General features: G+C 60.9%; 14 protein-coding genes and 1 riboswitch. Of the genes, 5 read left to right on the top strand and 9 right to left on the bottom strand.

Annotation, left to right across the window (positions count from 1 at the left end):
• Nucleotides 1-105 precede the first annotated feature (105 nt).
• The 3 genes from O9X62_RS07090 to O9X62_RS07080 are packed head-to-tail and all read right to left on the bottom strand — an operon-like array spanning nt 106 to nt 2,934.
• The gene (locus tag O9X62_RS07090) at nt 106-1,233 is read right to left on the bottom strand and encodes an SO2930 family diheme c-type cytochrome (protein WP_269532103.1); all 1,128 of its coding nucleotides are present in this window, start codon (nt 1,231-1,233) and stop codon (nt 106-108) included.
• Nucleotides 1,234-1,242: 9 nt separating this feature from the next.
• A complete protein-coding gene (locus O9X62_RS07085; RefSeq protein WP_269532102.1) occupies nt 1,243-2,478 on the bottom strand; it encodes a parallel beta-helix domain-containing protein in 1,236 nt (411 codons plus the stop codon).
• Nucleotides 2,479-2,505: 27 nt separating this feature from the next.
• Nucleotides 2,506-2,934 carry a DUF2147 domain-containing protein gene (locus tag O9X62_RS07080; protein ID WP_269532101.1) on the bottom strand — a complete coding sequence of 143 codons (429 nt, stop codon included), beginning with the start codon at nt 2,932-2,934 and terminating at the stop codon, nt 2,506-2,508.
• Between the two features lie 242 nt (nt 2,935-3,176).
• Between O9X62_RS07080 and O9X62_RS07075 the strand changes: the two genes are divergently transcribed.
• The 3 genes from O9X62_RS07075 (at nt 3,177) to aspS (ending at nt 6,019) form a co-directional block, all read left to right on the top strand.
• Nucleotides 3,177-3,434 (top strand): zinc ribbon domain-containing protein, encoded by a 258-nt coding sequence (locus O9X62_RS07075; protein WP_269532100.1) that lies wholly within the window; start codon nt 3,177-3,179, stop codon nt 3,432-3,434.
• 35 nt (nt 3,435-3,469) lie between these two features.
• Entirely contained in the window at nt 3,470-4,141 is a 672-nt protein-coding gene (locus tag O9X62_RS07070; protein WP_269532099.1) for a DUF502 domain-containing protein, read from the top strand.
• An 87-nt stretch (nt 4,142-4,228) separates the two neighbouring features.
• Nucleotides 4,229-6,019 carry an aspartate--tRNA ligase gene (gene aspS, locus O9X62_RS07065; RefSeq protein ID WP_269532098.1) on the top strand — a complete coding sequence of 597 codons (1,791 nt, stop codon included), beginning with the start codon at nt 4,229-4,231 and terminating at the stop codon, nt 6,017-6,019.
• 77 nt (nt 6,020-6,096) lie between these two features.
• Here the strand turns inward: aspS and O9X62_RS07060 are convergent, their stop codons facing one another.
• The 6 genes from O9X62_RS07060 to O9X62_RS07035 form a co-directional block, all read right to left on the bottom strand.
• The gene (locus tag O9X62_RS07060) at nt 6,097-6,993 is read right to left on the bottom strand and encodes a hypothetical protein (RefSeq protein ID WP_269532097.1); all 897 of its coding nucleotides are present in this window, start codon (nt 6,991-6,993) and stop codon (nt 6,097-6,099) included.
• Between the two features lies 1 nt (nt 6,994).
• The gene (locus O9X62_RS07055; protein WP_269532096.1) at nt 6,995-8,875 is read right to left on the bottom strand and encodes an iron-containing redox enzyme family protein; all 1,881 of its coding nucleotides are present in this window, start codon (nt 8,873-8,875) and stop codon (nt 6,995-6,997) included.
• Nucleotides 8,875-9,732: a fatty acid desaturase gene (locus O9X62_RS07050; RefSeq protein WP_269532095.1), complete on the bottom strand. Its 858-nt coding sequence runs from the start codon at nt 9,730-9,732 to the stop codon at nt 8,875-8,877. The genes O9X62_RS07055 and O9X62_RS07050 overlap by 1 nt, the downstream gene beginning before the upstream one ends.
• A complete protein-coding gene (locus tag O9X62_RS07045) occupies nt 9,722-10,489 on the bottom strand; it encodes a sterol desaturase family protein (RefSeq protein ID WP_269532094.1) in 768 nt (255 codons plus the stop codon). Before O9X62_RS07045 ends, O9X62_RS07050 begins: the two co-directional genes overlap by 11 nt.
• A gap of 109 nt (nt 10,490-10,598) precedes the next feature.
• Entirely contained in the window at nt 10,599-11,030 is a 432-nt protein-coding gene (yiaA, locus tag O9X62_RS07040; RefSeq protein ID WP_269532093.1) for an inner membrane protein YiaA, read from the bottom strand.
• 194 nt (nt 11,031-11,224) lie between these two features.
• Nucleotides 11,225-11,794 (bottom strand): TMEM165/GDT1 family protein, encoded by a 570-nt coding sequence (locus O9X62_RS07035; RefSeq protein ID WP_269532092.1) that lies wholly within the window; start codon nt 11,792-11,794, stop codon nt 11,225-11,227.
• Nucleotides 11,795-11,802: 8 nt separating this feature from the next.
• A riboswitch (yybP-ykoY riboswitch) is annotated at nt 11,803-11,980 on the bottom strand.
• 158 nt (nt 11,981-12,138) lie between these two features.
• On the opposite strand from O9X62_RS07035, the gene O9X62_RS07030 reads away from it, so the two are divergent.
• Nucleotides 12,139-12,690, top strand: a complete 552-nt coding sequence (locus tag O9X62_RS07030) for a hypoxanthine-guanine phosphoribosyltransferase (protein WP_269532091.1) — start codon at nt 12,139-12,141, stop codon at nt 12,688-12,690.
• 163 nt (nt 12,691-12,853) lie between these two features.
• Nucleotides 12,854-13,636, top strand: coding sequence for a GIN domain-containing protein (locus O9X62_RS07025; protein WP_269532090.1), 783 nt, complete (start codon nt 12,854-12,856; stop codon nt 13,634-13,636).
• Nucleotides 13,637-13,638: the final 2 nt, after the last annotated feature.

Genomic DNA, 13,638 nt, shown 5'->3' with positions numbered 1-13,638 from the left:
CCATCGGGTGATGGTTGCCGATAACCATGCCTGAGACGGGCGTGATGGTCTGTGTGATACCGCACGGTGTACGTGAGGGACCTCGCCGCGGTGTGCGAGGTAGGGCTAGTGTCCGTTGTCACACCCGCCTGGCATCGCGGCTATCCAAGCGCGCAGCAGCTCAATGGCCGCTTGGTCCGCGAGGCTGCGGCCCACGCGTGGCATCATGGCCTGGCCGGTCGTGGCCTCCATCCGGCTGATGAGCAGCGACTGGTTGGGCTTGCCAGGCACGATGTCGTAAGTCAGGTTGGCACCGCCGGAACCCGCCGCGACATGCTGTTTGCAGATGCCCAGCGCGCTGCCCTTGGCGTCGGGCGTCAGCATCAGGCCCGATTGGCGCGCATCGCCCATGGCGTTGTGACAGTGGGCGCAGTTGATCTCCAGATAGGCCCGCGCGCGTTGCTCCACCGTGCCGGCCTTGGGGTCGGCATAGGCGATGGGCTTGGGCAGATCGGCGGCGTTGGTGGGCAGGCCATCAATCTTGCCCAGCGTAGCCAGTTTGGCGAGCTGGTTCATCGGGCCTTGGTCGTAGCGGTAATCCAGATTGATGTATCGCACGCGCGGACCGATGGGCTGGATGCCGGCTTGCCCGTTGGTGGCGTTGACCGCGTGGCAGGTCTGGCACTGACGGGCGTTGGGCACGCTGTAGCGTAGATTGTTGGTGGTTTTGCTGGCGGCATCGTGCAGCGTGGCGTCGATATCCTGGCCGATGCGGCGCAGCGTGGCCTGCGTTTGCGCCTCGTTCCACACATAGGTATTGGCCTGCCAGCTGCCGTCGGAATCGCGACGCAGGATGCGCGTCTCGATCATGCGGTGGCGTGCCAGATCAATCTGCTCGCCGCCATCGGATTTGGCGGTCTTGAGCCAGCCCCCGGGCCGGGCCGGGTCGCGGGCATAGTAGAACGTCTTGCTGATGATGGTGCCGATGGGCAGGTCCAGTACCTCGTCACCGCGGTAGTGGACCGTGCTGCCGGACGGCAGGGTGAGGGTGCGGAACTTGAGTGCATGGTCAGTGAACAGCGGCGCGGCCAGGTCGTAGACCATGGTGTTGCCGCGCAGGCTCAACACCTTGCCATCGGTGCCGAGTACGCCGTATTCATCGAGCGTAGCGGGGATCGGGCTGGCAGCCAGACTGCACAGCGGCAGCGCCGCCAGCAGCCCGCTTGCCAGCGTGCGGTACACGGTGGAACGCATGCTAAGGGCTCAACTCACCGCGGCCACGGCCGGCAGTGCGGGCAGGGTGCAATCATGCTCGGCCGGAATCGCGTCGTAAGCCTTGGGTTTCCACAGACGGAACAGGGCAGACCAGAAGCCCGCGTCCTCCAGCGTGGTGTTCACGAAGGCCTGGTTCGGTTCGCTCATGGCGTTGTTCTTGATGCACAGCTTGAGCTCGCCAATATTGCCGATCTTGCCGGCCAGAATGCCGTCGTGCACCACATGTGGCATGCGTTCGAGCTTGACCCCGGCCAGCCCCATGCCGGACTGGATGTCCTTGAGCATGCCGGCTGGCGCATAGCCACTGTTCTTCATCACATTGTTGTAGATGTAGGTATTGCGAGCATGGGCCTCGTAGTTCGGGTCTTTGATCGGGCGCTCCGATGCATAAAAGCTGGTCACGATCACGCTGGCGCTCTGATTGTTGACGATGGCGTTCTCGAAGATTTCCACATCGCGGTTGGCCAGGATCATCACCCCTGTACCGGCCGGCACCAAGCCGACGATATTGCCCTTGCCGGCAAAGTTGGGCGTGTTGTTGTCGCGGATCACATTGCGGAACACGCGCGTGCCGGCGCCGTTGCGGATGACGGGCAGATCGGGCATCGAGAACACGAGGATGCCGCCGGTGTTGTTATAGGCATCGTTCTCGTACACATCGGCGCGCAGCGAATTTTCGATCTCGATCCCGGCCACGTTTTCCGTGACCGTGTTGCGGCGGACGATGATGTCTTCCGACTGGCCCACATACAGGCCCGAATCCGATGCGCCACGCACAAAGTTGTGCTCGATCAGCAGTCGCTTGCACGCCACCGGATAGAGGCCGTAGCCGCCGTTGCTTTCCTTGACCGGGCCTGTCCAGTCAACCGAGAGGCGGCGGATCGTCAGGTCTTCGCAGTTCTGCACCTTGAGGCCATCGGCCTTGCTGTCGATGATGGCAAAGTCTTCAAAGGTGATCTTCTTGCCTGTGGCGTCAATGCCGTTGCCGGTGTTCTGGCCCTTGAACGAGAGGATGGTCTTGTCCATGCCCGCGCCGCGGATCGTCAGGTTGTTGGCCGAAACCGACAGCGTCTGGGTGAACTCGAACTTGCCGGCGGGCAGGGTGATCGTGTCGCCATCCTTGGCGTCGATGAACTGCTCCATGATCTGCTCAGAGGGCGTCATGGCCAGCACCTGGGTGCTCAGGCAAGCGACAAACGTGGCCAGCAGGGTGCGTGCGTGCATGGGGATTCCTTGGCAGGTTGAGGCGGATTACTGGTCGCGATGCCACACCTGGGAGCGTCCCAGCAGCGAGAAGCCCAGAAAACCGCGGACTTCCAGCTTCTTGCCTGCTTCAAGCAGCGCCATCTTCACGCTGTAGATCTTGCCGTTGTTGGGGTCCAGGATCTTGCCGCCTGCCCACTCATCGCCATCCTTCTTCACGCCCCAAATGATTTCCAGGCCCATCAGTGGGGCGTTTTTCTTGTCGCCTGGACATTCCTTGCACACGGTTTCCTTGGGGTCCATCAGCTTGACCAGCTTGCCGCGCAGCTCACCTTTTACGTCGCTGATCTCAATCAGGGCTTCGACCTTACCGGTTTTGTCGCTGACGTTCTTCCAGATGCCAACCGGGCTATCGGCCAATGCCAGCGGCGCGGTGAGCGCCAGCAGGCTCGCAAACAGGGCGGGGATGGTGCGCATTGCGTGGTCTCCGTGGTGGGGTATGTCTCTATTTGTTGTACGATCGTACAGTATTGATCCGGGTGCGTTCAAAGCCGACAAGCGAACCATGACAAACCTGTGTCTTGATACAACAGTCGGCAGCCACCATCTCCAACAAGCCCCGTAGCGACTGCTGGATGAATGGTGCAGTGCGCAAGCTCGCTCGGGTATAATCCACCGCTTTCCATGCTGGCTTTTCCCGCACTCAAGGAGAAACGACCATGCCGATCTACGAATTTCAGTGTACCGACTGCGGCCACAAGGCCGAGCTGCTGCGCAAGATTGCCGACCCGGCCCAGACCGATTGCCCGGCCTGCGGCAAGGCCAGCTTTGCTAAACAGATTTCCGCCGCCGGCTTCCAGCTCAAGGGCTCGGGCTGGTATGCCACCGATTTCAAGGGTGGGAGCACAAGCAGCACGCCTGCAGCCAAGGAAGAGGCTGCGCCGGCGCACACCTGCAGCGCAGGCTGTAGTCACTGAGTACGCCCACTAACGTCTGAACGGACACACCGAGCATGAAACGCTACTTCGTCACCGGCCTGCTGATCTGGGTGCCCTTGGGCATCACCCTGTGGGTGATCAGCACGCTGGTGGGCCTGATGGACAGCGTGCTGCTGCTGTTGCCGGAAGGCAGTCGGCCGCGCGATGTGCTCGGCATGCATATTCCCGGCCTGGGCGTGATCCTGGTGATAGCCATTGTGCTGATCACCGGCCTGCTCACTGCCAACATTCTGGGCCAGCGTCTGGTCAAGTTCTGGGAAGAAGTGCTGAACCGGATTCCGGTGGTCAAATCCATCTATGGCTCGGTGAAGCAGGTTTCCGACACGGTGCTCTCGGATTCGGGTAATGCGTTCCGACAGGCCTTGCTGGTCCGTTTTCCGCACAACGAAGCCTGGACAGTTGCCTTCATGACCGGCACACCCGCGCCCGAGCTGGCCAGCCAGCTCGATGGCGAGCATGTGTCGGTGTACGTGCCGACCACGCCGAACCCGACCTCGGGCTACTTCATCGTGGTCAAGAAGTCAGACACCATCGAGCTCGACATGAGCGTAGACGAGGCGCTCAAGTACGTGATCTCGATGGGGGTAGTTGCACCTCCTTCCAAGCCGGAGGCCGCCTTGCTGCGCGCCGAGCCGCTGGTTGCGCATCGGCAGAATAACCCAGCCGACTCGAATCTACCGGGTTAAGCGACCACCTCGCTTAGCCCGTAAAACCTATATCCCCATTCCCGATATACCGGCCCTGTGTGGCTTAGACCTACTGGTGAAACAACCATGCGTACAGATTATTGTGGCTTGATCGACAAGCGATTCCTCTCCCAAACCGTCACCATCAAAGGCTGGGCGCACCGTCGCCGTGACCATGGTGGTGTGATCTTCATCGACCTGCGCGACCGCGAAGGTCTGGTGCAGGTGGTGATCGACCCCGATACCCCCGAAGCCTTCAAGCTGGCCGACACCGTGCGCAGCGAGTTCGTGCTGCAGATCACCGGCATCGTGCGTGCGCGCCCCGAGGGTACGACCAACGCCAACCTGATTTCGGGCGAAATCGAAATCCTCGCCAAGGAAATCGAGATCCTGAACACGGCTGTGACCCCGCCGTTCATGATTGACGATGAAAACCTCAGCGAAATCACCCGCCTGCAACACCGCGTGATGGACCTGCGCCGCCCGGCCATGCAGAAGAACCTGCGTCTGCGCTACAAGGTGGCGCTGCTGGTGCGTAATTTCCTCGACAGCCGTGGCTTCATCGACGTGGAAACGCCGATGCTGACGCGCTCGACGCCCGAAGGCGCGCGCGATTACCTGGTACCGAGCCGCGTGCACGACGGCCAGTTCTTTGCGCTGCCGCAATCACCGCAGCTGTTCAAGCAACTCCTGATGGTGGCCGGCTTCGACCGCTACTACCAGATCACTAAATGCTTCCGCGACGAAGACCTGCGTGCTGATCGCCAGCCCGAATTTACCCAGATCGATATCGAGACCTCCTTCCTCACGGAAGACGAGATCATGGATATCACCGAAGAAATGGCCGTCCATGTGTTCAAGGAAGCCATCGGTGTGGACCTGGGCAAGTTCCCGCGCATGGCTTACGACGACGCCATGTTCTACTACGGCTCCGACAAGCCCGATATGCGCGTGACCCTGAAGTTCACCGAACTGACGGATGTGATGAAGGATGTGGCTTTCAAGGTGTTTGCCGGTGCGGCCAACATGGAAGGCGGCCGCGTGGTCGGTTTGCGCGTGCCCGGTGGCGCTGCATTCACCCGTTCCGAGATCGATGCCTGGACCCAGTTCGTGGGCATTTATGGTGCCAAGGGTCTGGCCTATATCAAGGTCAACGATGTGACCCAGCCGAACGAAACCGGCCTACAGTCGCCCATCGTCAAGAACCTGTCCGAAGCCGCACTCAAGGCCACGCTGGAGCGCACTGGCGCGCAGAACGGCGACATCATCTTCTTCGGTGCCGACAAGGCCAAGGTGGTCAATGAGGCCATCGGTGCGCTGCGCATCAAGATCGGCCACGAAAAGGGCGAAGCCGGTGGTTACTTCACCCGCGAGTGGAAGCCGCTGTGGGTGGTGGACTTCCCCATGTTCGAATACGACGAGGAAGACAAGCGCTACACGGCTTGTCACCACCCGTTCACCAGCCCCAAGGTCGAGCATATCGACCTGCTCAAGACCGATCCGGGCAAGTGCAAGGCACGCGCCTACGACATGGTGCTGAACGGTTGGGAATTGGGTGGCGGCTCGATCCGTATCCACCGCGCCGACATGCAGAGCACGGTGTTCGAAGCCCTGAACATCGGCCCGGAAGAAGCGCAGAACAAGTTCGGCTTCCTGCTCGATAACCTGGCTTACGGCGCACCCCCGCACGGTGGTCTGGCCTTCGGTCTGGACCGTCTGGTCACGCTGATGACCGGTGCCGAGTCGATCCGTGACGTGATCGCCTTCCCCAAGACCCAGCGTGCCCAGTGCCTGCTGACCAACGCCCCGAACGCAGTGGACGAGCGTCAGCTGCGCGATCTGCACATCAAGCTGCGCAACCCGCCGCAAGTGGCTTGATTGCCGGTTGAAGGCTGGTAAAACAAAACGGGACGCTCAGGCGTCCCGTTTTGTTTTGGCGGGGTGACGGGAGTCGTTCAGGCTGCCGCATCCCGCGACCGGCGTGCCGCTTGCTGGGCTTTCATCTGTACCAGCAAGGCATGCAGCATTTCGGTGGAAAGACCATGCACCACAAGGCGGTAGCCCGCTCTGAGTGTGCTGAGCGGCACGAGTGGATGCTTGTTGTTGAGCAGGATCAGGTGTTGCGGCGCATCTAGGATGGTGGCGCAGTAGATCCCGATGGTTTCATCCAGTTGCAGCGAATTGGCCGCGCGCCAGAAATCGTTATCGGTCAGGAATAACTGATAGATCGGCGTGAAGCATTCAATGGCGGTTTGCAGGTCGATCTTGTTGAGCAGGCCCTGCGGCAGATCGTCCAGTGCCAGCGGCGGCTCTTCGATCATGCTGAAGTCCGGCTCGCGCACGGGGACCAGCGTCTGGTCTGATTCGCGCAATGCCTGATTCAGGCGGATCACGAAGTTGAACAGGTTCAGGTCATGCTTGAGGAACAGGTCATCCTTGAGATCATCAAGGACCATGGGCGTGAGAGGCGATGTGGTGACTTGCGAGGGTGCGTTCTTGGCTACAAACGCCAGAATCTGGCTGCCCAGATGAAAGTGCCGCATCACCAGCCAGTTGGCCTCGGGTGAGACCAGGCGTTTGAGTCCTTCGGCCAGCAGCCAGTGCAAGGTGCGCGACGCCGACCAGCGTCGTGGTACCACCACCTTGGCAATCTGGATCAGCACGATCAGCGTGCGTGCCAGCGGGCGGACAAAGGGCAGCAGGAACTGCCGCGACATCGAGCTGGAATCGGTCAGCCAGGCCTGTTTGACCGGGTCGGGCAGCGGCGTGCTCTGGTCCAGATACAGGGCCAGCCAAGGGTTGGGATCGCGGGCGTCGTGTTGTTGCGCCAGAAAGTCGGGCAGCCGCTTCATCTCAGTGCTCCAGAATATGGTCGAACTGCATCAGGTACAGCTGCGCGGTGCGCGTGGCGGTGGCGAGTATGGCATTGGCCGCGCGCGGGTCTAGCGCCAGCGTGATTTCCACGGCAGAGAGCCAGCGCGCAAGGTGGTGCTCGTCGTTGGCGCCGTGGTAAGCAAGAAAGCGGAAGGCCGATGCCGGCAGATCAACTTGCTGGCGCAGCAGAGGCAGTAGGGCGGGCACGATACGCTGGCCTGTGCCTTCGATGATGTAGATCGCACCCAGCAGGCCCAATGGATTGGGTGTGGCGGCCAGCGCATGCAGATAGCTGTTGAGCGCCTCACCACCGGGATTGCGCTTGAGCGCGTCGAGCGGCTGCGTGCCGCCCGCCGCCTGATAGTCCTGATACAGGATCATGAAATCGTTCTGCTCATCGCCCGCGTGGGTTTCGATCAGCACGCCCAGCTCGGCAAACGGGCCACTCAGCGAGGCCACGGCCTCGCGCATCCACTTGCTGCCTTCGCGCACCTGCTGCACCCAATGCGATGTCCACTGGCGGTAATCGGCTACGCCAAATCGACCTGCCACCAGCTTGTGGATGACCGGGCTGCGCCAGACCTGGGAGCGGTAGTCCTGCCACACGCTGGCCAGCTTGGTCAGCAAGGGTTGCAGGGCGAGGGGGGCTTGGCCGGGATCATGCGGTGCGCTGGGCAGGGTTGGCGAGGAAGTGTGCGAGGCCGCCATTTCCTTGTTTTCTGTTACCTGTGGCGCATCCGTGGCTTCGACTTCCAGCAGCATGAAGGCGGCGCTGATGCGCCCGGATTCGGGGATGAAGCAGAGGATCTTCTCGCCGGCGTGCAGGCTGCGGCTCGCCAGAAATTCCGCCAGCATGATGAAGATCGAGGCAGCACCGGTATTGCCGCGCGTGCTTAGATTGCTGTACCAGCGCGCCTTGGGAATGCTGAGCCCGGCTTTATCCAGCAAGGACTCGACCACCGGCGCGAACTTCTCGGACGAGTAATGGCAGAGGAAGTGCGTGACCTCGTCAGGTTTCACCCAGCCCGCATCGACCAGCTTGACGAACTCGTGGATCGACACATCAAAAAGATGCGGTAACAGGCGGATGTCCTGCCGTAGCGATAGCGCACCGGCGGCTTCCGCTTCGCTTGCGGACGGGTAATCCAGAAACGAGGTGCTGCGGTCCTCGCTGAGCCCCAGTTGCATGCACACCGGGTAATCGCCGGCAAAGCTTTGTTGGTGTATCCAGCTGAGCTTGATACGCACAGGCGAGCGCTGGCTCGGGCTGTCGCTGAGCAGCATGGCGCCCGCGCCGTCCGACAGCATCCACCGCAGGAAGTGGGCATCGAAATCGCTGTCGTAGCCACGCGGGCCAAAGCGGCTGCGCTTGAACATACGCGATGGCATTTCTGCCGCAACAGCCAACGCCTGACGATGCGCACCGAGTTCGATGCCCTGTGCGGCGTGCAGCACGGCAGTAACCCCGGCGCCGCAGACGCCCTGGCTCGATAGCGTGCTCATTGGCGGTGCACCCAGCTCACCCTGGATCATGCTGGCAAAGCCGGGCATCAGCGCGTCGCCGCCCGACGAGCCCACGCTGAGTAACGACACATCACGCAGCGTTGATTTTGCCCGATTCAGGCAATCGTGGATTGCCGCGCTGGCCAGTTGGGCATGCGACATCAAGGTCTTCCCCGCGGCATCAATCGCATAGTGACGTGACTGAATACCGTTCTCGGCCAGGATGCGTGCCTTGATTCGCCCGGACAGCCGGTTGATGGGGGCGATGTAGTCATCCATCGCCTCGTTGTCGATGGCTGGACCGGGCAGGTGCATGCCGGTGGCTTCGATGTACACGCGCTCAAAGCGGGTTGGCATCAGTTTTCCTCGGTGTGATTCATCAGGCTCCGGCTTCGACAGGCCGGTATGAAGGGGGCCAGCAGATAGGTGCGCACCATATAGGGCAGCAGGCCGCCTGCAAGCAGGTTTGGATGGATATGCAGACGATATTGCTCATGCAGTGCAGGCAGTGTGGACCAGTGTGCCTTGGGGTGCAGGTGGTGCGCGGTGTGATAGCCAATGTTGAACATCAGCAAATTCAGCAAGCCATTGAAGTTACGGGAAAAATTTAACTGCGAGTGACCATCTGCATGGGCGTGCTGCAAGTAGTTGGTGGCCAGCAGCCAGTGCAGGCCATGCAGCTGCGGCAGCAGCACGAATAGCAGCCACTTCTGCCAGTCGATGGCAGCCAGCACGGCCCACAGTGTGATGATGATCAGATACTGCAGCAGGCAATGTCGATACACACCGGGCGCCCGGTGGCGTAGTCGCCTTAGCCAATCGATGAACAGTGGGTACAGCACGCACACGGCCTGCAGCGGGTGCAGCAGATAGCCTGACAAATGGTTGGTATCACCGCCAAAGCGGTAGGTACGCGCTGCGTCGCGCGGGCCATGGTGGTAGCGGTGGTGATTGGCGTTATGGGTGGCATGGAAGACAAAGGTCGGGTGGCCTTGCAGCAGCGTGAGCCAAAGGTCGGTCAGGCGGTTCAGGTACTTGTTATGCCAGAACCTGAGATGCGCATGGTTGTGGTGAGCCGCACTGATGCCGACCGAGAGAAGCAATACAGCCGCATAGACCAGCGGCTGAAAGCCGTATTGCCACAGCAGGATGACAAGGCCCGTCTGCAGCAGCAGATAGACCAGCGCCTGGATGTCGCGCGGATTACGCAGCATGCCGATCAGTCTTGCCTTGCAGTCTCGCCTGCGCGGCATCTACCGGCAGAGCGGTGCCGAACAGACGGTCCATGAACGGAAACATGAAGCCGTAATTGCCTTGGTAGCAGACATGGTGCAGATGGTGACGCCGCGCACCGTTGAGCCACCAGCGATCACGGTTGGCGTCTGGCAGGAAGTCGTAATTGGAATGGCCAATATTGTTGAAGACCAGGCTAAGTACCGGCAGCGCGACCAGGGCGGCCGCGCTGAAGTCGTGGACCAGCATGGGTACGATGATGACATTGCCCAGCATCATTGCTTCGAGTGGATGGAAAGCATAGGTGGACCAGGGCGTCACCACGACCGAGCGGTGATGTGGCAGATGGAAGCCTTGTAGCCAGCGGCGGTGCAGCAGCCAGTGGTTGGCGTAGAAGTGCACCTCGTTCCAGACCAGCAGGGCCAGTATTTCCAGTAACACGCGCCCGCCGGATGGCGTGTCTGCCAGCTCGGCCCAACCTAGTTGCAGCAACGACCATGGGATCAGGCTGCCCACGCCAAAGATCAGGATGGACACGCCGGACAGCAGCCACTCCCGGCGTAGCTGACCGGGCCGCAGGCCACGGACATCCAGCGGCCCGCCATAGCCTATACGCGGCAGCAGCCAGCGCGTCAGCCACAGATTCAGCGCACCCAGCCCCACGTAGAGTGCGGTGAAGTAGGCACAGGCCCACAGGGCGAAGTCGAGCCAGTCGGTTGTCAGCAGGATTTCGCGCATGCTTGTATGGTCACGGCAAGGCAGGAGGTGGTATCAGCCATGCTGGCGGGTGGCTGCGCGCTTGAACAAGGCATCGTGCGCGTAGCCCGGTCCGTGCAGCGCACCTGGTTCAGTTTGAAGCGGTTTCTGCGCTCGCGCGCATCAAGGCTTGGGTATCACGCACGTTCTTTTGTACGGTGACCGCGCCGAACAGGCTCAGCAGGAATGCCATCGCGTAGAAGCCTTTCTCGGAGGGTGCCAGTGCGGCGTTCCACAGGCCCACCACCATCAGCAGGATGGCCATGCCGAGCGAGCCCCAGCACAGGGCAAAATACAGCGCGGATACGGGGATGTCCTCCATGCGGTCGCGCACCGATTTCTGAAGCGATACCGCAGAGAAAAGCCCGTACATCAGCAGCACAAAGTAATAACCCTGCTCGTTGAGCTGCATCTTGGCGTTCCACAGGCCGATCAGATAGACGCCTGCGCCGATGCCGAGTGCGGCCCAGGAGGCGGCAACAAATGCGCCGGTAGGCTTTTGAAGGTGTTGATGGTTAGGCATGTCCTCTCCCTGACTGTTCTTGCATGCACGCGTAGCGGCCGGGCACGGGCCAGTCGCAGATGCCCCTTTGCGGCGTGTGGATGCGTTTGTATCAAAGTCGGGAGAGGCTTGCCAATGTCATTAATCCAGTATCTGCCTGTAACAGGGCGGTGGCACCGAGAGTGAGCTACGGTCGCCCTGTGCTCGCTACTGCTTTAGTGGCCCATACCGAACAGGGCGATGAGACCCAATACCACAAAGATGCTTGCCGCTACCCGGTGCACCAGATGCACCGGTAGCGCCTTGGCCGCCCGCTCACCGAGCCAGACAACGGGCGCATTGGCCAGCATCATGCCCACGGTGGTGCCTGCGATCACCCACCAGTAGTCAGCAGCAAAGCGGGCTGCCAACGCGACGGTAGCGATCTGGGTTTTGTCGGCCATTTCGGCAAGAAAGAATACGAATACCGTGGTGCCGAACACACCAAAGCGTTCGGTGTAGCGGGTGTCGTCGTCATCGAGCTTGTCGGGAATCAGCATCCAGCCCGCCATGGCGATGAAAGAGATGCCCAGTATCCAGCGCATGGTTTCGGGGCCGATCAGCTGCATTAGCCAGGTACCCACCGCACCGGCGAGCGCATGGTTGATCACAGTGGCGACGAAAATGCCGGCCACAATAGGTAGCGGCTTGCGATAGCGCGCGGCAAGAATCAGCGCCAGCAACTGGGTCTTGTCGCCGATTTCGGCAAGCGCAACGACGCCAGTAGAGATCAGGAAGGCTTCCATGGATTTTCTCGGGGGCCGGCTACACACAGACGCACGCCGCCGCGGCCCCTTGCCGGTCGGATGCGCCTATGGTCTTGCCAGCCAGATCGGGCGATCTGGTTGTACACGCCATGGTCAGGAGGACCAAGTATGTTGACGTGTACTTCCATCGGGGTGATGGAAAGGCTACTCCCCAAAGACGGGGCGGAGTTTATCAGCGGATGCCGATGTTGTCATCGGCCAACGTGGCGCCGAACCTTGCGTACAGATCGACTATGCTCTCAACAAGCCATTGAGGCCACCGCGGGCAAACGCTAAGCTCCGCGCCTTTTCAGCGATAGCCGGTCGGAATCGGGAGACTAAGCATGAGTCGGGAAGAGATGCTCAACGTGATGGCCGAGGCAGATTGTCTGCACAGTGACGCCGAAGTGCGCAGCGCCATTGACCGCATGGCGGCGGATATCACCGAAGTGCTCCGGCACGAAAATCCGCTTTGTTACGTGGTGCTCAACGGCGGCGTGATCATGGCGGGTCAACTACTTCCCTTGTTGCGGTTTCCACTGGAAGTGAGTTACCTGCATGCCACTCGCTATGGCGACAAGACGCAGGGTGGCCGCCTCAACTGGAAGGTCAAGCCGACTGAGGACATGCATGGCCGTACCGTGCTCATCATCGATGACATCCTCGACGAGGGAAACACCCTGAGCGCCGTTCAGCAGTATTGTCGTGATCAGGGGGCGAGCAAGGTCTATACCGCCGTCGCGATTAACAAGCTCCATGACCGCAAAGCCACGCCGGGCCTGCGGGCCGACTTTGTCGGCCTTGATGTGGTAGACCGATTCCTGTTCGGTTGCGGCATGGACTACAAAGGCTATTGGCGAAACACGCTGGGCATTTACGCCGTGAAGGGGCTCTAGCGGCGTATCCGGGAAAAGTGCACTCCAGCCCCTTGATTCTGCATGCCATCCTTATGGGTATGTTTATAAGGGGCGGTACACCTTAGGCTGATCACATCAGCGCGATGACCCCTTGGGTCTGCTGCTGAACCCCGATGATCAGCTTAGTAGAGAGGTGTACCCCATGAAGCGCCTGACCTTGCCCTTATCCTTGATCGCTCTGCCCGTGCTTGCTGCAACGGCGATAGCCAGCACCACGGCGACTGCGACTGATTGCGCGACATGCGCTTACACCGGTCTTGAGATTGCCGGTCCCTTGGATGTTACCCTGCTGGCAGATCGTGATACCGCAATGCCGGCGGTGCTGCCGGCTGGTGTACGGATGAGCCGGCAGGGCAATGTGCTTCGCCTTGAGGCCCCGGCGGGCGGCACCATTGCGTTGCGTCTGCCTGTCTCCAGCCTGCGCGAGTTGACGGTGCGTGATGGCGCGAATGTCGAGGCTGGTGGCCTTGATACCCCATCTCTGGCGTTGCGGAGTACTGGCTCGGGCCATATCCGTCTGGCTGGCAAAGTAGGGCAGTTGACTTTGGCGAGCAGCGGCAGCGCCTCCATGCATCTGACCCACTTGCAGCCTGAACGGGTCACCTTGCAGCAGCAGGGCAGCGGCGAGATACGCTTTGGCAAACTGACTGTCGCCGAATTTTCGGCCAGCGTGCAGGGACGAGGCCGCGTGGTGGCCCGCGGCAAGGCCGAAGCGGCGACATTGACAGCCTCGGACGGCGCGGAGATTGAACTCACCCGCCTTGAAATCGGCCGTCTGACTGCGCGTGCACAGGATGGCAGTAGCTTGGTCGCCCACGCGACCGAGGGCCTGCAAGCCAGTAATGATCCTTCTTCCGCCATGCTGATCTATGGGGCACCCACGTCACTCTCCATTCAGGGCGAGCGTGTGGAATTGGGTGGTTGAGT

The sequence above is a fragment of the Chitinimonas sp. BJYL2 genome (genome assembly GCF_027257935.1).
Lineage (GTDB): Bacteria > Pseudomonadota > Gammaproteobacteria > Burkholderiales > Chitinimonadaceae > Chitinimonas.
This window is presented reverse-complemented; position numbering and strand designations above follow the sequence as displayed.

What these genes read in the sequence shown, in the direction of transcription:
- O9X62_RS07090 (WP_269532103.1), bottom strand. Translation starts at nt 1,233, where the DNA reads ATGCGTTCCACCGTGTACCGCACGCTGGCAAGCGGGCTGCTGGCGGCG.
- O9X62_RS07085 (WP_269532102.1), bottom strand. Translation starts at nt 2,478, where the DNA reads ATGCACGCACGCACCCTGCTGGCCACGTTTGTCGCTTGCCTGAGCACC.
- O9X62_RS07080 (WP_269532101.1), bottom strand. Translation starts at nt 2,934, where the DNA reads ATGCGCACCATCCCCGCCCTGTTTGCGAGCCTGCTGGCGCTCACCGCG.
- O9X62_RS07075 (WP_269532100.1), top strand. Translation starts at nt 3,177, where the DNA reads ATGCCGATCTACGAATTTCAGTGTACCGACTGCGGCCACAAGGCCGAG.
- O9X62_RS07070 (WP_269532099.1), top strand. Translation starts at nt 3,470, where the DNA reads ATGAAACGCTACTTCGTCACCGGCCTGCTGATCTGGGTGCCCTTGGGC.
- aspS (WP_269532098.1), top strand. Translation starts at nt 4,229, where the DNA reads ATGCGTACAGATTATTGTGGCTTGATCGACAAGCGATTCCTCTCCCAA.
- O9X62_RS07060 (WP_269532097.1), bottom strand. Translation starts at nt 6,993, where the DNA reads ATGAAGCGGCTGCCCGACTTTCTGGCGCAACAACACGACGCCCGCGAT.
- O9X62_RS07055 (WP_269532096.1), bottom strand. Translation starts at nt 8,875, where the DNA reads ATGCCAACCCGCTTTGAGCGCGTGTACATCGAAGCCACCGGCATGCAC.
- O9X62_RS07050 (WP_269532095.1), bottom strand. Translation starts at nt 9,732, where the DNA reads ATGCTGCGTAATCCGCGCGACATCCAGGCGCTGGTCTATCTGCTGCTG.
- O9X62_RS07045 (WP_269532094.1), bottom strand. Translation starts at nt 10,489, where the DNA reads ATGCGCGAAATCCTGCTGACAACCGACTGGCTCGACTTCGCCCTGTGG.
- yiaA (WP_269532093.1), bottom strand. Translation starts at nt 11,030, where the DNA reads ATGCCTAACCATCAACACCTTCAAAAGCCTACCGGCGCATTTGTTGCC.
- O9X62_RS07035 (WP_269532092.1), bottom strand. Translation starts at nt 11,794, where the DNA reads ATGGAAGCCTTCCTGATCTCTACTGGCGTCGTTGCGCTTGCCGAAATC.
- O9X62_RS07030 (WP_269532091.1), top strand. Translation starts at nt 12,139, where the DNA reads ATGAGTCGGGAAGAGATGCTCAACGTGATGGCCGAGGCAGATTGTCTG.
- O9X62_RS07025 (WP_269532090.1), top strand. Translation starts at nt 12,854, where the DNA reads ATGAAGCGCCTGACCTTGCCCTTATCCTTGATCGCTCTGCCCGTGCTT.